The organism is Lysinibacillus sp. SGAir0095, from assembly GCF_005491425.1.
Lineage (GTDB): Bacteria > Bacillota > Bacilli > Bacillales_A > Planococcaceae > Ureibacillus.
Map to the genome: position 1 here is coordinate 157,514 of NZ_CP028083.1, position 21,506 is coordinate 179,019.

Annotated in this window: 24 protein-coding genes; 20 read left to right on the forward strand and 4 right to left on the reverse strand. The window is 36.4% G+C overall.

Annotation, left to right across the window (positions count from 1 at the left end; translation table 11 throughout):
* Positions 1-5: 5 nt before the first annotated feature.
* Positions 6-578 (reverse strand): GNAT family N-acetyltransferase, encoded by a 573-nt coding sequence (locus C1N55_RS00710; protein ID WP_137727034.1) that lies wholly within the window; start codon positions 576-578, stop codon positions 6-8.
* 145 nt (positions 579-723) lie between these two features.
* Here C1N55_RS00710 and C1N55_RS00715 point away from each other — a divergent pair, with 145 nt between their 5' ends.
* A complete protein-coding gene (locus C1N55_RS00715) occupies positions 724-1,668 on the forward strand; it encodes a carbohydrate kinase family protein (protein ID WP_137727035.1) in 945 nt (314 codons plus the stop codon).
* Positions 1,669-1,888: 220 nt separating this feature from the next.
* Here C1N55_RS00715 and C1N55_RS00720 read toward each other — a convergent pair whose 3' ends face one another.
* Together C1N55_RS00720 and C1N55_RS00725 are read right to left on the reverse strand one after the other, a co-directional pair.
* Positions 1,889-2,596: a DUF421 domain-containing protein gene (locus C1N55_RS00720; protein ID WP_137727036.1), complete on the reverse strand. Its 708-nt coding sequence runs from the start codon at positions 2,594-2,596 to the stop codon at positions 1,889-1,891.
* Positions 2,597-2,737: 141 nt separating this feature from the next.
* The gene (locus C1N55_RS00725; RefSeq protein WP_137727037.1) at positions 2,738-3,418 is read right to left on the reverse strand and encodes an adenine nucleotide alpha hydrolase family protein; all 681 of its coding nucleotides are present in this window, start codon (positions 3,416-3,418) and stop codon (positions 2,738-2,740) included.
* A 319-nt stretch (positions 3,419-3,737) separates the two neighbouring features.
* On the opposite strand from C1N55_RS00725, the gene C1N55_RS00730 reads away from it, so the two are divergent.
* The 13 genes from C1N55_RS00730 (at position 3,738) to C1N55_RS00790 (ending at position 13,976) form a co-directional block, all read left to right on the forward strand.
* On the forward strand, positions 3,738-6,143 hold the full coding sequence (locus C1N55_RS00730; protein ID WP_137727038.1) for a Na+/H+ antiporter subunit A: 2,406 nt from the start codon (positions 3,738-3,740) through the stop codon (positions 6,141-6,143).
* Positions 6,140-6,562 carry a Na(+)/H(+) antiporter subunit B gene (locus C1N55_RS00735; protein ID WP_137727039.1) on the forward strand — a complete coding sequence of 141 codons (423 nt, stop codon included), beginning with the start codon at positions 6,140-6,142 and terminating at the stop codon, positions 6,560-6,562. The genes C1N55_RS00730 and C1N55_RS00735 overlap by 4 nt, the downstream gene beginning before the upstream one ends.
* A gap of 1 nt (position 6,563) precedes the next feature.
* Positions 6,564-6,902, forward strand: coding sequence for a Na(+)/H(+) antiporter subunit C (locus tag C1N55_RS00740; protein WP_137727040.1), 339 nt, complete (start codon positions 6,564-6,566; stop codon positions 6,900-6,902).
* Positions 6,895-8,373, forward strand: coding sequence for a Na+/H+ antiporter subunit D (locus C1N55_RS00745; protein WP_137727041.1), 1,479 nt, complete (start codon positions 6,895-6,897; stop codon positions 8,371-8,373). The genes C1N55_RS00740 and C1N55_RS00745 overlap by 8 nt, the downstream gene beginning before the upstream one ends.
* A 4-nt stretch (positions 8,374-8,377) precedes the next feature.
* Positions 8,378-8,860: a Na+/H+ antiporter subunit E gene (locus tag C1N55_RS00750; protein WP_137727042.1), complete on the forward strand. Its 483-nt coding sequence runs from the start codon at positions 8,378-8,380 to the stop codon at positions 8,858-8,860.
* On the forward strand, positions 8,861-9,145 hold the full coding sequence (locus tag C1N55_RS00755; RefSeq protein ID WP_137727043.1) for a Na(+)/H(+) antiporter subunit F1: 285 nt from the start codon (positions 8,861-8,863) through the stop codon (positions 9,143-9,145).
* Complete coding sequence (locus C1N55_RS00760) at positions 9,123-9,530, forward strand: Na+/H+ antiporter subunit G (RefSeq protein ID WP_137727044.1); 408 nt, start codon at positions 9,123-9,125, stop codon at positions 9,528-9,530. The genes C1N55_RS00755 and C1N55_RS00760 overlap by 23 nt, the downstream gene beginning before the upstream one ends.
* 341 nt (positions 9,531-9,871) lie before the next feature.
* On the forward strand, positions 9,872-10,243 hold the full coding sequence (locus C1N55_RS00765; RefSeq protein WP_137727045.1) for a GntR family transcriptional regulator: 372 nt from the start codon (positions 9,872-9,874) through the stop codon (positions 10,241-10,243).
* A gap of 5 nt (positions 10,244-10,248) precedes the next feature.
* Positions 10,249-11,139, forward strand: coding sequence for an ATP-binding cassette domain-containing protein (locus C1N55_RS00770; protein WP_137727046.1), 891 nt, complete (start codon positions 10,249-10,251; stop codon positions 11,137-11,139).
* The gene (locus C1N55_RS00775; protein WP_137727047.1) at positions 11,123-11,848 is read left to right on the forward strand and encodes a hypothetical protein; all 726 of its coding nucleotides are present in this window, start codon (positions 11,123-11,125) and stop codon (positions 11,846-11,848) included. The genes C1N55_RS00770 and C1N55_RS00775 overlap by 17 nt, the downstream gene beginning before the upstream one ends.
* Positions 11,845-12,561 carry a hypothetical protein gene (locus C1N55_RS00780; protein ID WP_137727048.1) on the forward strand — a complete coding sequence of 239 codons (717 nt, stop codon included), beginning with the start codon at positions 11,845-11,847 and terminating at the stop codon, positions 12,559-12,561. The genes C1N55_RS00775 and C1N55_RS00780 overlap by 4 nt, the downstream gene beginning before the upstream one ends.
* A 26-nt stretch (positions 12,562-12,587) precedes the next feature.
* Positions 12,588-13,403 carry a metallophosphoesterase gene (locus C1N55_RS00785; protein WP_137727049.1) on the forward strand — a complete coding sequence of 272 codons (816 nt, stop codon included), beginning with the start codon at positions 12,588-12,590 and terminating at the stop codon, positions 13,401-13,403.
* Positions 13,404-13,436: 33 nt separating this feature from the next.
* The gene (locus C1N55_RS00790) at positions 13,437-13,976 is read left to right on the forward strand and encodes a GNAT family N-acetyltransferase (RefSeq protein ID WP_137727050.1); all 540 of its coding nucleotides are present in this window, start codon (positions 13,437-13,439) and stop codon (positions 13,974-13,976) included.
* A 170-nt stretch (positions 13,977-14,146) separates the two neighbouring features.
* Here C1N55_RS00790 and C1N55_RS00795 read toward each other — a convergent pair whose 3' ends face one another.
* Positions 14,147-15,331 carry an alanyl-tRNA editing protein gene (locus tag C1N55_RS00795; RefSeq protein ID WP_137727051.1) on the reverse strand — a complete coding sequence of 395 codons (1,185 nt, stop codon included), beginning with the start codon at positions 15,329-15,331 and terminating at the stop codon, positions 14,147-14,149.
* A gap of 223 nt (positions 15,332-15,554) precedes the next feature.
* Between C1N55_RS00795 and C1N55_RS00800 the strand changes: the two genes are divergently transcribed.
* The 6 genes from C1N55_RS00800 (at position 15,555) to C1N55_RS00825 (ending at position 21,020) form a co-directional block, all read left to right on the forward strand.
* Positions 15,555-16,532 (forward strand): BMP family lipoprotein, encoded by a 978-nt coding sequence (locus C1N55_RS00800; protein ID WP_137727052.1) that lies wholly within the window; start codon positions 15,555-15,557, stop codon positions 16,530-16,532.
* Between the two features lie 10 nt (positions 16,533-16,542).
* The gene (locus C1N55_RS00805; protein WP_137727053.1) at positions 16,543-18,192 is read left to right on the forward strand and encodes a methyl-accepting chemotaxis protein; all 1,650 of its coding nucleotides are present in this window, start codon (positions 16,543-16,545) and stop codon (positions 18,190-18,192) included.
* Positions 18,193-18,270: 78 nt separating this feature from the next.
* Positions 18,271-18,570, forward strand: coding sequence for a DUF6509 family protein (locus C1N55_RS00810; protein ID WP_137727054.1), 300 nt, complete (start codon positions 18,271-18,273; stop codon positions 18,568-18,570).
* 301 nt (positions 18,571-18,871) lie between these two features.
* Positions 18,872-19,111 (forward strand): hypothetical protein, encoded by a 240-nt coding sequence (locus tag C1N55_RS00815; protein WP_137727055.1) that lies wholly within the window; start codon positions 18,872-18,874, stop codon positions 19,109-19,111.
* 267 nt (positions 19,112-19,378) lie between these two features.
* Positions 19,379-19,948 carry a sigma-70 family RNA polymerase sigma factor gene (locus C1N55_RS00820; protein ID WP_137727056.1) on the forward strand — a complete coding sequence of 190 codons (570 nt, stop codon included), beginning with the start codon at positions 19,379-19,381 and terminating at the stop codon, positions 19,946-19,948.
* Positions 19,941-21,020 carry a DUF4179 domain-containing protein gene (locus C1N55_RS00825; RefSeq protein ID WP_168193759.1) on the forward strand — a complete coding sequence of 360 codons (1,080 nt, stop codon included), beginning with the start codon at positions 19,941-19,943 and terminating at the stop codon, positions 21,018-21,020. The genes C1N55_RS00820 and C1N55_RS00825 overlap by 8 nt, the downstream gene beginning before the upstream one ends.
* The last annotated feature ends 486 nt before the right edge of the window (positions 21,021-21,506 follow it).

The window sequence follows — 21,506 nt, forward strand, 5'->3', positions numbered from 1 at the left end:
CATTTCTAAATAATAGTTTTGACCATATGGAAAAATGGTTCATCGATAATCGTCCAAGGTTCTGTAACTACATAGCCCAGACGCTCATATAATTTCTTTGCTTTGACCTTTTGTGTTTCGACATTTAATGAGACTTTCGTATAGTCGTTAGAAAGGGCAACTTCCTCTGCAAAATGTAAAAGTGCTGTCCCTATACCTAAGCCACGAGCATTTCTGTGAACACAAACGGTATCGATATAAAATTCGTCAGGATAAGCTTCCACATCGATGGAAGTAATTGGTGCGTTTTTTTGTTCAAGCCAGCGTTGTAAGCTAGCATCTAATTTTGCGCCAACTTGTCCGTTATATACGACTAGTATGCCTAAAATGTCCTTCGTTACTTCATCTTCTGCAATATAAGTATGTAAGTAAGAGTGACGATTGTCAGTTCTCCTAAAAAGTACCTCAAGACATGCGAGAATTTGAGATGTTTCAGTTTCACCTGTTAATCGGTTGGCAATGTCCCCAATAGCTTCATAAATAAGCGGAGCTGTGTTTGGGGCATCATCTAATATAGCTTTTCTTATGTAAAATGTCATGTGTAATCTTTCCTTTCATTAAAATTATAACAAATTCTTGAAGGAAGATATGTCCTTTTCACCTGTCTGAATTGTTTTAAATTTTAAGATTTCGTTAATTTTATGTTACGCTGAATTAAGTAAAAATTCGGAGGTCTAACAACTCATGAGTGAGTCTAATAAAGATTTCGTATTAGTATACGGAGACGCTTTTGTTGATTATATAGCCAATGACAGAACCAATACATCGTTTACAACATTCTTAGGTGGGGCTACAGTAAATGTTGCAGCGGGAATTAGTCGAATCGGTGCTCCCTCATCTTTAATCACAATAACAGGTGACGACGAGACTTCAAAATTTGTTCGAGATGAACTAAATCAAGAAGGTGTAAACCTGGATTATGCCATTGTTTCACCCGAAAAACGTGTTAGCGGTGTTTACGTTCATTTAACAGAGGAATGTGAGCGTATTTTCAAAGATTACGTTGATGAGGCGCCTGATTTACAAGTAATACCTGAGCAGTTAAATGAAGAAGCGTTTAAGAAGGCTTCTGTATTTAATGTGTGTTCCGGAACAATGTTTCATCCTACAGCACTTGAAACAACTAAAAAAGCTGTAGAAATGGCAAAGGATAAAGGGGTAGTCATTGCAATCGATGCCAATATCCGTCCGCTACGCTGGAGCAGTGAAGATATTTGCCGTGAAACGATTACTGCATTTTTTGAAGATGCCCATATCTTAAAATTAACAGATGAAGAGCTATTCTTCCTTACAGAAACTACTAGTATACACGATGGAATTGAAAAGTTAAATCAATACCTAGTACCGATTGTGCTAATTACTGTGGGGGCCGATGGTGCATATGCAGTATTAAATGGTGAAGTGATTCATGTACCGACTCAAAAGGTCGAAGCAGTCGATACAACTGGTTCTGGAGACGCATTCATGGCGGGTGTCTTACGCTTTGTCCACTTTAATGGATTACCAACAACTCATGATGAACTAGTTAAATGTGTAAGCTTCGGAAACCGTTTAGGCGCTTTCGCTGCTACAAAGCCAGGTGCTTTAACAGCCTTACCACATTATGATGAAATAAAAGAATGGCTTTAAAATAAAACCGACAGCAAATGCTGTCGGTTTTCGCGTTAATAATGGCCAAAATCAATTTTGGATGCCCTTTAAGAGCATGAGGTGCTTGTTGGGACAAGTTACGATTCGGGATGCAGTCATTAAGGGAATGAATTGCAAGGTAAGATCTGACAGCTATGAAAAGAAATTGAATCTAACAAACAGAGCTGCTCTATGATTTCCATCAAAAACCTACCTTTAACTAATCATCTTCCGTTTTGTCTAAACTAATATATAGTGAGTTATCCGGGAGAACTTGGGCGAAATATACTTCCTTCATATCGATATTTTTCTTTTTCAATTTATGAATAACCCATTCTTCGGTTAGGTCTAACTCCATTAGATTTTTTCTTACAATTTCCCCACTTACAATTATTTCTGTAGGTAAATGGGGGGGGAGAGTAAGGGCTGATTTGGTATCTTCCTTTGTTGCATTGGCGAAGGCGGGCTTCTTTAAAACACTAAGCTCCCCATTCGTTTCAAATACAGCATAATGTACTTCGTTAAAGGAGAAAATCCCTTGTTCTCTTAATAGCATTCCCAGTTCGTCTGTATGAAGGCGGGCTTTTTTCATCCCCTTTCTAATGATGGTGCCATTTTGAATGAGAATGGTCGGTCGGTCATCAATCAGAATCCTTATTTTTGAAAAGTTTAAAGTAAGATAACTTGTTAAAAGAGTAAGGAGAGTCCAACAAATTAGTGCAGTAAACCCATCCCAATAATCCGTGTTATGCTGAGTGGAAACCTCTGCTGTAATAGAACCAATTGTAATACCGGTGATGTAATGGAAAAAGGTTAATTGACTAAGTTGCTTTTTTCCGATTATTCTCGCTAGTACTAGAATGGTGAAGAAGGATAGTATTGATCTTAAAATTGTTTCCCCTAAGTGAAAATTACTAAAACCATCCATCGAAATATCTCCTTTCGCTAATACATTTAGCATGAGCGGAAGGAAGGAACTGTATGCAAACGAAAGAATGTGGAAATATAAAAAAACTGCATCTCAAGGGTTAGATGATTTCTAGCCTTTGGGGTGCAGTTCTAAAATAGTTTAGACGTTCGATACGCCGTAAATCGAATGAATAAGATGAGGGTTGCTGACAAAGCCTTCTTTTATCCTGACTTCATGCATTTTATTTTGATAAGAGAACTTAAAAATACCATTATCGAAATCTGTCCCTATTTCTTTAAAGAAAATCCCTTCGATGGATACGGATTTAGGGCATGTGAAGACAATTTTGTAATTTTCTAGTTCTTGGATAACGTATGCACGCACACCTTTTTCGAATATGCCATGTTCTTCATCTGCGAGAGGGCGTTTTACGGCAACGATGTGAAAATCAACAAATGGGACTTCTTTTAAAAGAACATTTAAGAATGACCCTTTTGTAATCTCTTCCCATCTGCTTTGTGCACTTTGCCCGACAATTATTTGAGTAATATTCTTTTCACGGGCAATCTCGCCAATTACTTTTTGAGTTGGCTGCTTTTCATTATCACGAACAATAAACTCTTCCACTTCAAGTTCTTTGCAAAGATCCGTCCATCTTTCGATATAGCCAGATTTTTCGGCATCAAACGCATCCACTGGTTTCGAATCAATCGTTAATATATAGAGTGGACAATCTAAATACGTCGCAAGTTTATGACCTCTACGAATAAGACGCTCACCATTAAGTCCGTAATATACACAAACTAAAATACTTTCATCCATTCTTTTTAAATGCTTCATAGATAGTTTGCTCCTCTTACTAGTAGTTTGTTATTAAAATATAACAATTATTTTCAAGCAAAAAACTGTATAAATAAGCAAAAGTAAATGCGAATTGAGTGCATCTAATACATTCCTATTGTATACTTATTATTGTAATATTTAATCTTAATAATAGTAAAGAAATTCAAAATTAACATTTTTGTAAATAGTTGAGATTTTGGAATTTAACTTTATGACACATTATTATGAAGTGAGTCATTTTGTAAGTCAAGTGGATAGAGTGAATTCATATAATTTTAAATTTGTGCTATGTTACAAAATTAGGAGGTATTAGCTTGTGACAATCGAAATTGCCATCATACTAATTCCGTTTATTATGGCAGCATTGATTCCCTTATTTAATAGGCGACTGCAAAGGAGATTTATAGGTTGGGTCGTTCTCGTAATTCCTGTTAGTTTATTCCTTATTCTGACTACATATATCCCTCGTATAGCAAGTGGTGAAACCTTTTCCCATACCTATGAGTGGATCCCCTCATTTAATATAAATTTCACGACATATATAGATGGCTTAAGCTTGATATTTAGTTTGTTAATAACTGGTGTCGGAAGTTTAGTGATATTGTATTCCATCTTTTATCTATCAATGAAAGAATCACTACATCATTTCTATTGTTATTTATTACTTTTCATGGGAGCAATGCTAGGCGTTGTATTCTCGGATAATTTAATGGTTCTATATGCCTTTTGGGAATTAACGAGTGTTTCATCCTTCCTCTTAATTGCATTTTGGCATCATCGGAAAGCCTCTAGAGCAGGTGCAAGAAAATCCATGACAATAACGGTATCAGGTGGCGTAGCCATGCTGGTAGGTTTTTTAATGCTTTATGCCATGTCCGGAACATTCAGTATTAGAGAAATTATAGGAAATGTTGATGAGATTAGTGGACAGGTCTTATTTATTCCTGCGCTTGTTTTAATTTTACTGGGTGCATTTACCAAATCTGCGCAGTTTCCCTTCCATATCTGGCTTCCCGATGCGATGGAAGCACCAACACCTGTTAGTGCCTATTTACATTCGGCAACAATGGTTAAGGCTGGAATTTACTTAGTCGCACGTTTTACACCTGTTTTCGGTGGAGAAGTGGTCTGGTTCTGGGCAGTCACTGGAGTTGGTTTGTTAACGCTATTTTGGGGCTCATTTAATGCCGTAAGACAATCTGATTTAAAAGCAATACTAGCTTTTTCCACCGTTAGTCAACTCGGTTTAATTATGAGTTTATTAGGTTTGGGTTCTGTTGCCGTTTATTTAGGCTACTCAACGAGCACTGTTATCTATACGCAAGCAACTTTTGCTGCACTCTTCCATTTAATTAATCACTCGACCTTTAAAGGTGCACTATTTATGATGGTCGGAATTGTCGATCATGAAATCGGAACTCGTGACATTAGAAGACTAGGCGGGCTAATGTCGATCCTTCCATTTACATTTACGATTGCATTAATTGGTTGTTTTTCCATGGCAGGGTTACCGCCATTTAATGGTTTCTTGAGTAAAGAAATGTTCTTTGCTGCTACAGTTAGCATTTTGAATTTAGATATTTTCTCTCTTGCAAGTATAGGTATATTTGTTCCGATTATAGCTTGGATTGCAAGTGTTTTTACCTTTATTTACTGTGTCATTATTGTAAGCAAAACATTCTTGGGAAAAGTCAAACCAGATATTTTAGAAAAGAATCCACATGAAGCACCGGTTGGTATGTTAATCTCTCCGTTTATTTTAATTGGGCTAGTCATTGCAATTTTCTTCTTCCCCAATATTTTAGGTACGTATATTTTAAAGCCAGCAATGTCGAGTGTGTATCCAACATTCCCGGCCGAAGCTGAAATGACACCGCATATTCACGCATGGCATGGATTTAAACCTGAGTTATATATGACGATCGGCGTTATTCTAGTAGGTATTCTTTTATATCGATTCATGAAACACTGGATAAAGATATACCGCATTTTCCCTCAAAATTGGACTCTCAATGCTATCTATGAAAGAGTCATTACAACGAGTGAGAATATGTCGGAAAGTATAACTAAACGATATATGAATGGTCATTTAATGCACTACTTTATCTATATATATGTAAGCTTTGTTGTAATTGTTGCGGGCACTTTCTTGGTCCTTGAAGCATTTGCCTGGAATCCAAGCAAAGATGCTCCTGTAGAGAACTATGAATTACTATTAATATTTGTTGTGATTTTTGCGGCAGTTGCCCTTATTTTTGCAAAATCACGTATTACTGCTGTTTTGTTAAACGGAGTAATAGGTTATGCGATTGCATTCTTTTTCGTTATATTCAGAGCACCGGATTTAGCCCTTACACAGCTGGTTGTGGAATCTGTAACAACGGCATTATATTTAATCTGTTTTAAATATTTAGCAGAGCTAAAACCCGAGCCATCCTCTAAACGACTAAAACTATCAAATGGTCTAATTTCAATTCTAGTAGGAGCAACAGTGACGCTGATTGGTTTGGCGGTCATCAACTACGAGAAATTCGAATCTATTTCGGCTTACTTTGAAGATTCATATAAATTAGCCGGGGGTAAAAATATTGTTAATACCATTCTTGGGGACTTCCGTGCCTTCGATACGATGCTGGAAGTAGTTGTTCTCTTTATAGCCGGATTAGGTGTTTATGCACTTATTAAGCTAAAAGCAGCGAAGAAGGGGGATGCTGACACTTGAAAATAAATGATGTGATATTAAGAACAGTCGTTAAAGGGGTTGTATTCATCATTTTAACCCTCGGTGTTTACCTCTTCTTTTCAGGACATAATGCCCCGGGCGGCGGTTTTATTGGAGGTCTGGTTCTAGGATCGGGAATCGTTCTTCTTTATATTACTTATGATCTTGAAACAGTTCATAAGAAAATGCCTTTTGACTTTAAAAAAGTGGCGGGTCTTGGTGTCCTTTTAGCCACAGGATCGGCCATTGGGGCAATCTTTTTCGATGCTCCGTTTTTATCGCAAACTGATATCTACTTTACATTTCCCGTTATAGGGGAAAAACATTTAACAACAGTTACCATTTTTGAAGCAGGTGTTGCATTAACCGTAATTGGCACGCTTGTTACGATTATCTTAAGTATAAGTGAGGATGAATAGTATGGAATCTTTAATGATGATATTAATTGGTGTTCTCGTTGCTGTTGGCACCTATTTAGTCCTCTCTCGAAATTTGATACGTGTTATTTTAGGGACGGCTGTATTATCCCATGCTGTTCATTTACTTATTTTAACAATGGGGGGGCTGAAAAAAGGTGCTGTCCCATTACTAAGTCAATCTGAAGGACCTTTTACTGATGCATTGCCACAGGCTTTGATCTTAACAGCAATTGTGATTAGCTTTGCTACAACAGCATTTCTACTTGTTTTGGCGTATCGGACATATAAAACGAACGGTTCTGATGATTTACAGGAATTGAGAGGAATGCCCGATGAATAACTTACTTGTTGTCCCGCTAATTATTCCAATCATAACTGCAGTGATTCTCGTATTTTTGCGTGAACAAATTGTTCTGCAACGGATTATTAGTATAATTACGATGATTTTTATTAGCATCATTTCGTTTCTGTTACTGAATTTTGTCCAAACAGATGGGATTATTCGGTTAGATTTCAGTGGATGGTTGCCGCCATTTGGGATACTTTTTGTAGCGGATTCATTTTCGATACTATTAGTGTTAACCGCTAATATCTTAACTACTATTTGTTTACTATACGCGTTTTCAACAATAGGGGAACGACATGAAAAAATGTTCTTTTACCCATTTGTTCTATTTTTGATCGCCGGTGTAAATGGATCCTTTTTGACGGGTGATATTTTCAATCTATTTGTTTGTTTTGAAGTCATGCTTTTAGCTTCGTATGTTTTGGTAGCACTTGGCGGAAAAAAGAGACAGCTGCGTGAATCATTAAAATATGTATTGATAAACGTAGTGGCATCTTGGCTGTTCCTAATCGCACTAGCCTTTTTATACGGTACCGTCAAAACGTTAAATATGGCCCATATCGCACAGCGTGTTGCTGAAGCAGGACAAGATCCTCTGCTAACAACGGTAGCCATTCTGTTTTTAATTGTATTTAGTTTAAAAGCCGGGTTACTACTATTCTTTTGGTTACCAGGTTCATATAGTGTACCGCCAACAGTTGTGCAAGCACTATTTGCAGCGCTATTAACAAAGGTCGGCATGTATGCACTAATTCGTACATTCACTCTGATGTTCCCACTTAACCAAGATGTGACACATACGATTATCGGGGTAATGGCGGGTATTACACTTATCGCAGGTTGTATGGGAGCATTGTCCGGACGTGATATTTATACGATTGCTACATATAACGTCATTATTGGTGTCGGATTTATCTTAATCGGATTGGCAGCTGGGACAGAGGCTGCACTAACAGGTGCAATCTATTATTTAATCCATGACATGCTAGCAAAAGCTCTATTATTCTTGTTAGTCGGTATGATGTTTTATGTAAGCGGCGAGTCTGTTGTAAAGAAAATGAGTGGACTTATACAAAACTACCCTTTATTTGGCTGGATTTATTTCTTTGTCATGCTGGCGTTAGCGGGAATTCCACCTCTAAGTGGGTTTATGGGGAAAGTGTTGATCGGGCAGGGCGCAATTGAGGCAGGTTCCTATGTATTGCTTGCTCTTGGCTTTGCATCAAGTATTATCGTTCTCTATTCCTTACTTAGAATATTCCTTGCATCCTTCTTTGGAGAATCGACGATTAGCTATGAAGATCGTAAGCCAATTCCTAAAGCCGCTTATTTATCCTTTATTCTATTAGCTATTACGATTGCCTATGTGGGAGTGGGAGCAGAGACTCTAGCGGTATACGTAAAGGATGCAGCTGAAACACTAATGAATCCATCAATCTACATTGATGCCATTTTAAAGGGGTGAGTTGATGTTCGCACAGTTTTTATTGAATTTATTTCTTGCTCTTTTGTGGCTGTTATTAGTAGATGAACCAGTTCCACAGTTAACAACTTTCTTCACAGGATTTGTTGTCGGGATCGGGATTTTATATGTCATGCATCGATTCTTTGGAACGCAATTCTATCTAAGAAAAGTAATGAAGATTTTATATTTGATACTGTTGTTTATTAAAGAGCTTCTGACCTCTAGCTACGTTGTTATTAAACAAGTTCTGACACCCAATCTTCAAATTACTCCAGGAATCTTTACTTATAAAACAAGTTTAAAGGGAGAGTGGGAGGTAACGGCCTTGGCTTTGCTGCTAACTCTTACACCAGGATCAGTGGTAATGGAAGTATCGGAAAGTGGAGATGTCTTTTATATACATGCCATGGATTTAGAGGAGTCAAAGGAATCAATTATTCGATCAATGGCGAAATTTGAAAAAGCCATTTTGGAGGTGACACGATAGATGAAAGAATCCATTTTGTTATTGGCGCTACTGTTTTTCATGGTTGCCATTGCTTTATTGCTATATCGTGTAATAGTAGGACCATCCATGCCAGATCGTGCCATCGCATTAGACACTATCGGCGTGAACCTAATCTCCGCAATAGCGGTAGTTTCTATCGTCTTATCAACAAAAGCGTTTTTAGAGGCGATTCTGATTTTAGGGATATTAGCCTTTATCGGAACAATTGCCTTTTCGAAGTATATTGAAAGGGGGATTATCGTTGACCGCAAAGGAGATTCTTGAGTGGGTAGCAGTAATTTTGGTTTTAATTGGCTCCATCATTAGTGTGATTAGTGCGTTGGGCCTCATCAAGTTACCAGATGTGTATACAAGATCCCACGCTGCCACAAAAAGCTCAACTTTAGCAGTTTTGGCTTGTTTATTAGGCGCGTTCATTTACTTTTGGAGTCATGATGGATATGTAAGTATTCGTTTAATATTGGGGATTATCTTCGTCTTTATAACAGCCCCGGTAGCTGGCCATTTAGTATGTCGTGCTGCATACCGTTCCCGTGTACCATTAGCGAGAAGCTCGGGGGAAGATGAATTGAGGCCAATCCTGTTTGACGGAGATATAGCAACTGTCACAACTGAAGCAATAAGAAACAAAGAATCAGAAGATAACTAGTTATCCACATGAAAGAACATTCACTTTTTATAAAGAAGTGGGTGTTTTTTTGTTTGTGGATAACTTTTCGCATGTTTTAGGGAGAAATTTAAATTTTCGATGTGGACAAGTAAGTCATCTTGGGATAAAGCTGTGGAGAAAATCGTTAAAGTGGATAGCTGGCTGTAGGATTGTGGATAAGATTTTCCGGATGTATGGAAATTGAAGTACATGAGTAGCGCAAAAAGTAAGTAATTAAAACAGTAGATATTGACAATTTTATACAAATGAAATATAGTACATTACAACAGTAATGTACTAAATATAGAGCGAAATAATGCTACTCGAAAGGAGAAGCTTTCATGCAGTTAAGCAATGACTGTACAACACCCATCTATATTCAAATTGCAGAATGGATTGAAAATGAGATATTGGCGGACCGCTTACAAGAAACGGGGAAGGTGTATTCTCAATATCAGCTTGCGGAGCTTTTTAATATTAATCCAGCAACAGCAGGAAAGGGACTAACAATCCTACTTGAAATGGGAATTGTATATAAAAAACGGGGAATCGGTATGTTTGTGCAGGAGGGGGCTAAGGAGTTGATAGTAGCAAAAAGACGAGATGAAAAGCTGTCAAAGCTTGCAAAAGAGATTGTACAGGAAGCAAAACGTTTATTTGTTACAGACGAAGAGTTATTGGAGTTAATAAAAAAAGTCCAAAGGGAGGGGTAAAGCCCATGATAGAGATTGTTTGTAATCGAGTTGAGAAAAGATTTCGTAGTAAAAATGCTTTGAATAAACTCTCTTGTTCTATTGAAGGGGAAAAAATAATTGGCTTAATAGGAAGCAATGGGGCTGGAAAGTCAACATGGCTAAAGCTTTTGGCGGGCCATTTAAAACCAACTGATGGGGAAATTCGACTCCTTGGCGAAAATCCCTTCAACAATCTGAAGATAGCCACAAATCTAATCTTAATAGAGGATACAATGACCTTTCCTCCCTTTTTCAATCTCGGGGAGTTGTTTAAAATGGCAAGTGATTTTTACCCCAATTGGCAAGGAGCATTAGCTGAAAGACTGTTGGTTTACGCGGAAATTCCGTTAAATAGCTATCACCATCATCTATCAAAAGGACAAGTATCAACGTTTAATCTGATCTATGGTCTTGCAACCAGATGTGCAATTACATTACTGGATGAGCCGATGAATGGAATGGATGAGGGAATTCGAACAGATATGTACCGAGCCATTTTAAAGGAGTATATAGCATATCCTCGAACACTGATTATTTCAAGTCATCATCTAAAGGAAATTGAACATCTACTGGAGGAAATTATGTTAATTGATGAAGGGGAAGTAGTGCTGCATTTACCTCTTGAAGATGTGAAGCAAATGATGGTGCGACTTCAAGGGGACGTAAATGAGATTAAGGAAATGACAAATTATCAGGATGTACTTTATGAAAGACAAGATGCTATAAACTACGAGGCTATTATTGAACGAAATAAGATTGATAGAAGCTATACGCAACAGACGGCCGTACAAATGCAATCAGTATCGGCAAGTGAAGTATGCAAATTTTTAACTACTAAACAGAAGGGTGGAATTGACGATGTCTTTAAATCATAAAACATTTCATCAAGTTGTTCTGATGCAAGCTAAATGGAAGATAAAAGCATATAGTCATGCGCTGGTTCCCCTTTTAATTCTGCAAATCTTTATGGGCTTCATTAATTATGGTGGTGGTAGTGGTATGTCAACTATAGGTAATGGGACATTTTCAGTTAAGATACATTTCTATAGTTTAGATGTGTTTCTTATGGCTACTTGTCTTTGGGCTTTTATTACTGCTTTTTTAATCCAAACAAAGGGCTATCGGCAGTTTGATCTATCTACAGTGACAACTCGAGCAACTGGTAGTATCTCAAATACAATTGTACTAATTGTTTATAGTTTCATCGGCGCTATCATTGTATTTATGTCACTTTATATTTTAGTAGCATTAATTCATCTTTTTAAGGGAATTAGTATGGTTCCGGATGTAAGCCTGTTTAATTTTATGCATTTTTTCATCGCATTTTTAGTACTACTGCTCGCAGCTTCTAGCGGTTATTTTTTGTCGTCACTTTTTAATCTCTCAAAGATAATAGGCGGTGTATTTATTCTTGTGTTGGTGTATTTCTTTTTCCGAGTTCTAGATGAGCAGCTGTTAACCATCTTAAAATTTTATTTTGAAGCAGGATATTCTTTATTTATGGTAAAAGCAATTTTAACCGCTGGCATATTATTTTCACTACCAGTTATTTTTCTTAATAGAAGAGAGGTGGTTAGACGATGACAATACTTATGGTAATTATACCTATGTTCTTACTGTTTATCTTCTTCTCGCTATTTTTATATGTTTCAAAAGGAATGAAATTTAGAAAGTATTTTTGGACGGTTAACAGAATAGGTATAGTATTAATAGGCTATATAGGGCTTGGTTTGTTCGCGTTAATTTATTTATTTTTTACTAGTAATGAAGATATTAAAATTGTATCTTCAGAGGAAATTCAAGAAATTACTAAGGACGAAATGCAGTTCTATAATTTTTTTATGTCTGAAAAGGAAGACAAATTTAATGATAAATATTTAGTTGATGAGTGGTCCATGGAGTTTACCTCTGATGAAGTGACTTTAGCAAAGGAAGTAGAAGATACTTATGGCAATGTTTTTGTCATAATTGATTGGCGTGATGACGCAAGCTCAAATGAGATTTATGCAAAAACATATCAAACACCTTATATCTTCAGAGGAATCAATTTGACAAGTGAACTAACTAAAAATCAGTTTGAATTCACAGGTGATAAACTTCTTGTAAAGAACCCACCTGTTCAACAATTTACTTATAATAGTATCAATCCGAAGATAGAAATCTTGGAGAATCTGCAAGCAATGTATTCAAACAATTCTGTAGTTGACAATTCTGTAACAGGTACAACGTTTCTTTACTTGAATGTTCCAAATCATGTTACTATTATTGATGAGGGTGAGCTTCGGTTTTACCCATAATCTTTGAAATGAATTGAGCGAGTGCTTTGAAAAAACTTCTTAAATTTTGCCTTTTTATAATAGCAATATACTTATTTTTATATATAAATAACCATTGGATTATTACGACCGAGCATATTTATGAATCGGAAAAGGTACCGGAAAGCTTTGATGGCTTTCGAATTACCCAAGTTTCTGATTTGCATGATGCCTTGTTTGGGGACAATCAAGCCAAACTCGTGAAAAAAGTAGCGGCTACTAATCCAGATGTAATTTTTATTACGGGGGATGTCATTGACAGCAATCGCTATAATCTAGAGCAGAGCTTGCAGGCAGTACGGGAATTTGTGAAAATTTCAGATGTTTACTATGTGATTGGAAATCATGAGGTAGCAACAAACAAAGTTGAAGAAATATATGAAGCATTGTCCGCAATTGGTGTTCATGTCATGCCAAATACTTCTATGATTTTGGAGCGTGAAGGGGAAAGCATTGCGATTTTAGGGATTGAAGACCCTCTTAATGGCTATGAAACACAAAGTATGCTAGGTACGGCATTGGCTGGTGTAGACAGAGAAGATTTGACTGTTCTCTTAGCTCACCGTCCGGAGAAGTTCAATACGTATGTCGCTAATAATATTAACTTGGTGTTCTCGGGCCATGCACATGGAGGACAGATTCGACTTCCTTTTGTTGGAGGACTAATAGCACCTGGACAAGGATTCTTACCGAAATATACAGCAGGAACTTTTGAAGATGGGGAGACAACCATGAATGTAAGCCGTGGCTTAGGAAATAGTACAGTGCCTTTTCGTATATTCAATCTGCCACAGCTAGTAGTGGTAGAGTTAAAGTCTAAATAATAGTATTGTTAATGGAAATGGGGGAATCGAAGCATGTTCATTTATCCAGTAGATGAAGAAATCAGCTTGAGACTTGTTACAGAAAGAGATGCAGAAGAAATCTTTCAAATGATTGATTCCTCTCGCACACATTTTCGTGAATGGTTGGGCTGGTTAGATTATTCAACGAAAGTTCAGGATACATTGGTCAACATTAAAAATAATCTGCTTCAGTTTATAGCAAATGAAGGTTTGGATACGGCCATTGTTTATAAAGGGAAAATAGTTGGGAAAATTGGTTTCAACAAAATCAATAAGTCCAATAAAACTGCCTATGTTGGCTATATGTTAGATGAAAAGTTTCAAGGGAAAGGTATCATGACAAGATCAGCTAAAGCCATCGTCAAGATAGCTTTTGAAGAATATGGATTGAATAAGGTCGAAATCCATGCTGCTGAAGGAAATACAAAAAGCCGTAGTATTCCCATAAGATTAGGCTTTAAAGAAGAAGGAACTATTCGCAGTGCCGAATGGCTGTATGACCATTATGTAGACCACGTTGTTTATGGCATGCTAAAAGAAGAGTGGAAGTAAGAGCAAGCTAGAAAGAAAGCTTGCTCTTTTTGTATGCTTGATTAATAAGTGTCTACAAAAAGCAAATTCACTGGCAAAATGCACTAAGTATAAATGAAATTCTCCTTAGACTGGCCAAAGCTGATTAGAATCCCGCCACTTTCTTCAAATATACAGCCAAATTCCAAAAGCTAAACCAACTTCCTCATTTCCCCCAAAAGTTCCTCTGCAGAAAGAAGTCTTTCTCCACCACCTTGAACAAAAGAGTCATTCCCGCCGCCTTTTCCATTGATTAATGGAAGAATGCCACCAGAGATTTCTTTCATGGTTTTATCAACCTGATTTCCGCGAGCAGCGATAAATTGAATTTTATCTTCATTTTCCGCTGCCAGTAGACAAATTCCCTCACTCATCAGTGAGATTACTTCACGACCAAGCTTTTGTAAGGTTTGTACAGTACGATTTTTAAATGAGGCAGCTACAATTCCAGAAGCACGACTTGCTGCAATAAGCTCCATTGCTTCGTACCTAAGCAGTTGATTTTGTGCTTCTTCTAAGTTTTTTTCGGTTTCTTTTATATCATGAAAAACTTTCCGTAATGCATCCCCTGCTGATTCCTCTGGTACACTCAATTGGCGGGCAACATCGGACAATACACTTTTTCGCATGGCTAGCTGACTTAACACCCGATTCCCACACACAAAAGAAACGCGTGTATTCTTTTTCATTTTTTCTGTACTCATGATTTTAATGCTACTTACTTGACCTGTAGATGTAGGATGGATACCGCCACAACCGTTGTAGTCATAATCTGGAATGATCACAAGGCGAATATCTTCATCAACAGAAATGTCTTTTCTCAAAGGGTAATGGGCTAATTCTTCATTAGTTACCCATTTTGTCTCGATTGGTCGATTTTCGAGCACAATTTCATTTGCTCGTTTTTCTGCCTGAGCCAGTTGTTCATCTGTAATTTGAGCGGCGGCAATATCAATCGTGACAAGTCCCATTCCTAAATGAAAGCTAACAGTTGGGAAATCGAACAGCTCCACAAAGGCTGCTGTTAAAATATGCTGGCCACAATGCTGTTGCATATGATCAAAACGGCGTTCCCAGTCGATATGTCCTGTAACTTCACCTTCCAGCGCTTTTATGTCTCCTTCAACATAATGTCGAATGTCATCCTCTACTTTTTCTACATTTATTACCCGTAAATCATTAATTCTTCCTATATCATGGGGCTGCCCCCCTCCAGTTGGATAAAATGCTGTATTTGATAGGACAATATAGGGTCCTGTTTCGTCAAGTCCTGTTCGTAAAACGTCCGCTGTAAATTGTTGCATCATTGGATCTTGGTAATAAAATAAATCTTTCATAAGGAATAGCCCCTTTACCATTAACTATTTTTCCTTATTGTTGCATACTCGTTAAAAAGTGTCACTTAAATGAGAAAATTTATGTTTTATTTACATTTTAACTATTTTCATAGTAAATTCCTTGGTGTAAACTAAAGTCACGCTAAATATCAAATATGTATTATTTTTAGACAATTTAGACAATATTTATCAAATAAAGTATACATAAGTAGGGGTTAATTCTATGAGAAAATATGCCATTTTGTTAGTATTAAGCATTTTTGCTGTGGTTCTTTCTGCCTGTTCAGATGGTGGACAAAATACAGAAACAGACAATATTAAGGTAGGGATTATGCTTTCGGATGCGGGGCTAGGAGATCAATCCTTCTCTGACATGGGATTCGCAGGTCTCGAACAAGCGCGTGATGAATTAGGGATTTCCTTTGATTATAGAGAATTGGAAGAATCGGAAACCTATGAGCAAGGACTAGAGGAATTAGTCGAGCAAGGAAATGATTTAGTTATTGGTTTAGGCTTCTCGATTCAAGAAGCATTAGAGACTGTTGCGAAGAAATACCCGGATGTCTCTTTTTTAATTATTGATTCACAATCGGATTTACCAAATGTCTATAATATTACCTTTAAAGAAGATGAAGGTTCTTTTTTAGTCGGCTTAGTAGCGGGTATGAAAACGCAAAGTAACGTTGTTGGATTTGTGGGTGGAGAAGATGTAGAACTAATTCACAAATTTGAAGATGGATTTGTGGCTGGGGTAAAGGCAGTAAATCCAGAGGCTAAAATTCTGTCTAGATATTCAGGAACTTTCGGTGATGATAAGCTAGGGGAAAGTATTGCCAAAGAAATGATTGCAGCAGGAGCGGATTATATCTATCCCGCAGCAGGCTTTACTGGGGTAGGGGTTATCCTTGAATCTCAAAAAGCTGGGACTTATTCCTTTGGTGTAGACAGTGACCAGTTTTATCTTGCTGAAGGCTCAGTTGTGTCTTCAATGGTTAAACAAGTGGATGTAGCCATCTATGATACGGTAAAAGAATTAGTTGAAAAAGGGTCTATTAGTGAAAAGAATAAACAACTGGGTTTAAAGGAAAACGGAGTTGCCATTGCACCTATTCGAGTAATTAACCTATCACCAACAGAGCAAGATACGCTTGAAAAGTACATCGAAGAAATCTCCAACGGAACAGTTACAATACTAGAATAGGGTGATGAAGATGAAGTTAAAACAACGATTATTACTACTTTCCATTATTCCCTTACTACTCTCTACAGGAATTATTGGGTTTAATATAAGTCAATTATTTACATTGCAATCTTCAACAGAAGAAATAGTGAATTCGCTAATTTCAGTAGAAGAATTAAATAGCTCTGCCCAAAGCTTACAGAAGTCATTGGATAGTTATGCTTTTAATATCTCGGAGAGCAATAAAAATAATATCGAACAAGATTTGCAATTAGTGAAAGCTAACTATGATGAATTAGCGCCTTTTCTAATAAGCAAAGAGCAAAAAGAATTCAGTGACAAGATTGCTCGTAAATACGACCAAATCCTTAATGAATCTACACCGGCTGTAGAAGAGAATAACCAAGCCGAAATTAAGAGACAATCTTTCAGAATAAAAGGTCTAATTAATGATGTCATTGAATTGAAAAGGAATATTACATTCCAATATCAACAAATGCAAAAAGAATTAGAAAGTAATATTACTCACATTATAAATATTTCAATTATCTTAATTGCCATTCTGTTAATTGGAAGTATCATCACAGTGCTGGTGCTTACAAAACGCATTGTTGGTCGTATCGAACAAGTAACTCGTAATGCGGAAGAAATTGCAAATGGTAACTTAGCAATTGAACTGGAAGATGCAACAACAACAGATGAAGTAGGGTCCCTTCAGCTGGCATTTAAAAAGATGTCAATAAACCTAAGAGAATTTTTATCTCATGTTCAAGATAGTTCAAGTCAGGTTGCGGCTTCAGCTGAGGAATTAATGGCTAGTGCTGATGAAACAATGAAGGGGGCAGAGCTAATTTCTGACTCCATTCAACAGGTTTCAAGTGGAGCAGAAAAGCAATCCTTTATGTCGGTTGATTCGGTTCAATCCGCAGATAAGAGTAAATCTTACGTGGATGAGATTTCGAACAATGCTAAACTGGCACAAGAGTTATCGATTTCAACAGGCAAGAAAACAGAACAAGGGTCTAACTATGTGGAAGTAACTGTTTCGCAAATGGAAAGAATTAATGAATCCGTTGAAGAAACTGATCACGCATTATCAGTTCTAAACAATCAAACAAAAGAAATCGTAAAAGTTTTATCCCAAATTACTGAGGTTGCAGACCAAACAAATCTTCTTTCATTAAATGCATCAATTGAAGCGGCAAGAGCTGGAGAAGCAGGAAAAGGGTTTGCAGTTGTTGCGGATGAGGTTAAAAAACTTGCCGACCAAACAAGACAGCTAGTAGCAAATATTACGGGAATTGCAAAACAAATTGATGTAGATACTGAAAAAACGGTAACATCGATTAATGACGTGAAGGACCGTGTTCAAAAAGGATTGGAAATTGCATTTGATACACAAACTACTTTTGGTGAAATCCAAGAGGCAGTAGGACAGGTTCAAACACAAGTAGTAAATATTACGACGATTTCAAATCAAATCGAAGCTGAGGTTTCCAAAGTATCGACACATGCGAAGGAAATGTCAGAGGTTTCAAGATTAACTTCTGATAACTCCACATCCGTAGCCGCTACTTCTGAAGAGCAGTTAGCCTCAATGGAAGAAATCTCCGGTGCAGCAGTCTCGTTGGCAAATCTTGCGGAAGAATTACAATTGCGTTTATCTAAATTTACAATTTAATATAGGTATGTGTATTATAAAACTATATACAATAACGTTTATAGTACATTGTTAGAGAAACGTAAGGGAGTTTGATGTATGGAGATTACACAATTTTCGATAGAAGAAATTAAAGATCCAACTAACATTATTGAAGGAAAACGTTTTGAATTTCTTTTAGATATTGAAGTTGACGAAGAAGATGAGTTATATACAGAAGCAGGGTTAGAAATACGTGTTTTAGTCGGTCAAAAAGCAGAGAACGAAATTTTTATTTTAAATTATTTCCTGATTGATAAAGGCGATCATTCATATCTAGATTTTGAACTTGAAGAAGATGAAAAAGCAATGATTTTGAACTTCTGCAAAGAAGAGTTAACGAAAGAAATTATAGAGTAGATTTTGAGAGGTGCAACAAAAAATGTTGCGCCTCTTTATTTTTTGATAGGTAATTTAAAGCGTGTAATTATAAATACAAATAGCCTGGCTCCAAATAGAGAACCAGGCTATCTCACGTATAAAGGGAGCTGTTGTGCCATGAAAGGATAGCTTCCAGCTCGTTAACAATCATACTTTATTTATGTTAAAAATAGGGTGGTTTTACAAAGTCTTAATAATAATTAATAAACTTAATAATTGCGTAAAGAAGTTTGTGTATGGATAATTATGTTAAAAATAAAATGGATTGGGGGAGATGCATTTGTTTTTCATAGGGTTTATCTTTTTCAATTTGGCACTTGTGGCTATCCAATCAGCAATCAGTTTAAAAGGATATTATAAAAGTAGTTTAACGTTGACTGTTAGTTTTACTTTAGTAATCCTGATCATGACACCTTATATTGATTTGATAGTCATTAGTTATGTCATCTGTGTTCAATTTTGGATTATGTCATTACTTTGTTTTTTAAAACACGCTATCGTATTATATAAAATTACATAGATCTATGATTTCGCTGTTAAAGGATTCTACTCCGGCGGAAACCTGAAAATTCACATCAATTGTCACATGCAAAATTACCAAACTCGCTAAACAATAAGACATTCCTATTGAAAAACAAGAGAAGTACGAAATAATAAAAGTGATTATGAAATAATCGTAATCGCTTTTTTCTATTTGTAGAACATATACAATTAGAGTGAAGAACTGGTAAAAAAATGAAACCAATTCTGAAATGCCTATGTCTAAAGAGTGAATGGAGGGACGTTGGTGGTAAAAAAAGTAATACATACAAATGAAGAAATAGATATTACTTCTGAAGACAAAGAAATGCTAATTGAGCAATTAATGGATCTCTATACTGAGAAGGTATATCTACTTGCCTACTCCTTTGTAAAGGATAGGGGGATAGCAGAAGACATTTCACAAGAAGTTTTCCTAAAAGCTTATAGATATATAAATAACTTTAGAGGAGAAGCGTCATTAAAGTCCTGGATTTATCGCATTACGGTGAATACTTCAATGGATTTTTTGAAGAAAAAGAGCATGAAGCAGCTGCTAATAGAAAATAGTTTCTTTGAAAGCTTTAATCGAACAGAGAGTGCTGAAACCTCTTATCTTGAGACTGATCGCAATGAACATCTTTTGCAAATTATCATAACTTTGCCAATGAAATATCGGGCAGTCATTGTACTTCATTATTTTTATGATTTAACGATTAATGAACTTTCAACCATTTTAAATATAAAAACAAATACTGTAAAAACAAGACTCTCTAGAGGACGAGATATGCTGAGGAGGAAAATTGAGGCCAAGAAAGGAGATGTATTTAGTGGATAAGGAGTTTAAAAAACTACGTGAATATTATCGGGAGAATTATTTTAATGAACAAGTAAGCAAGCGAATTAAAGATAAAGTTCATCAAGGGATTAAAAATAAAGAGATGGTTCCATTAGAAAAAAAGCGTAGTTACAGCATCACAAAAAAGCTAGCGTATAGTGCAACTGCCTTTATAGTACTATTAGGACTCTTTCTAGGATCTGCATTTATATCCCCAACAATGGCAGAAGTAGTCTCCAAAATTCCATTTTTAAATATGATTTTCGATCAGAAGCCTATTAGTCAGGCCATCATGGAAGAACTGGAAGAGCAGGGTTATGAGATTACCGGCTCCGGTTATAGTGTCCAAGATAAAACATTTTTTGTAACAGTTAGCGGATCAGACGAATATTACAACCAGGTTGAAGGAGAAATCGAGAAAGTCACAGAAGAGCTTATTTCTTCAAGAGGGTATGATGATTTTAGTGTTGAGGTAGAGAAGGAAAGAACAACTGAGCCGAATGTTAATGTAGAAAATAACCCCAAATATCAAAATGGCGATTTAGTGATGGAGAGTCTAAAAGAAGTTGTACCAAAGCTTCAACAACAGGGTTATAAAATTCAGGATTCATACGGTGTTTTTTATCCTAGCCCAGACTCTCAAGAAATCCATGTAACTTTGGACATCGAGGATACTGAAACTCGAACGGATGAAATTGAAAATGCCATTCTAGAAGAGATTAAAAAGCTAGAGATTCAAACAGAAGTTATAGTTAAGATTAATTCTATCAATAGACAAGAAAAAGAAACAGAAATGCAATGGAGCATGAATGTGTTGCCGGTTATCTTTGAAGGGATGTTAAACAAAAAGGAGTACAAAACAAAAGGGGTGGGGTATTCTTACAAGAAAGGCACTATGAATATTTATATAACAACAAAAGTAGAAAAATCCGATAATGAAGCTTCTGATTTAGCAAAGAAAATCGAAAAAGCTATTCAAGAATTCCTGCAATCAGATGATCTAAAAGGAATCGTCGGTGACACTCCCTATAAAATTATCGTTCGTGATAAAGATGGGAAGGATATTAAATAAGGATACTGGTGTTATTACCGATTTGGAAAAAGATCCCTGCTGATGTAGGGATTTTTTGACTTTATAATAAGTAAGTGCACTCTTTTCAGGGTATCCGGACACAAGAACTGCTGAACGCACGGTAATAGTTTGAACACAAAAGTAGCTAACGCTCACAAACCGGATCCATCCGCTCCAAACTCATGTTATGTGCCCATAAACACACTATATCCGCCCACAAATGTAACTTTCTGATCATAAACTCATACTCTAAGTGTTATTTAATTCCTCTTTATCAATAGGAACATAGGATTTTTCCGACTCTATAAAAAAGAAGGCGATATTGGAATTTTGATAGATTATTGTATAGGGGGCCTTGGCTGTTTGAGCCAAATACTCTTTCATAATAAAGACTGAATAATAGGTTGAGGATAGATTTTCTTGGCTTAAGTCATCTTAATGAATGTTTATGAATGTGATATTCTTCTCTCGAACTTCAGGAGCCTC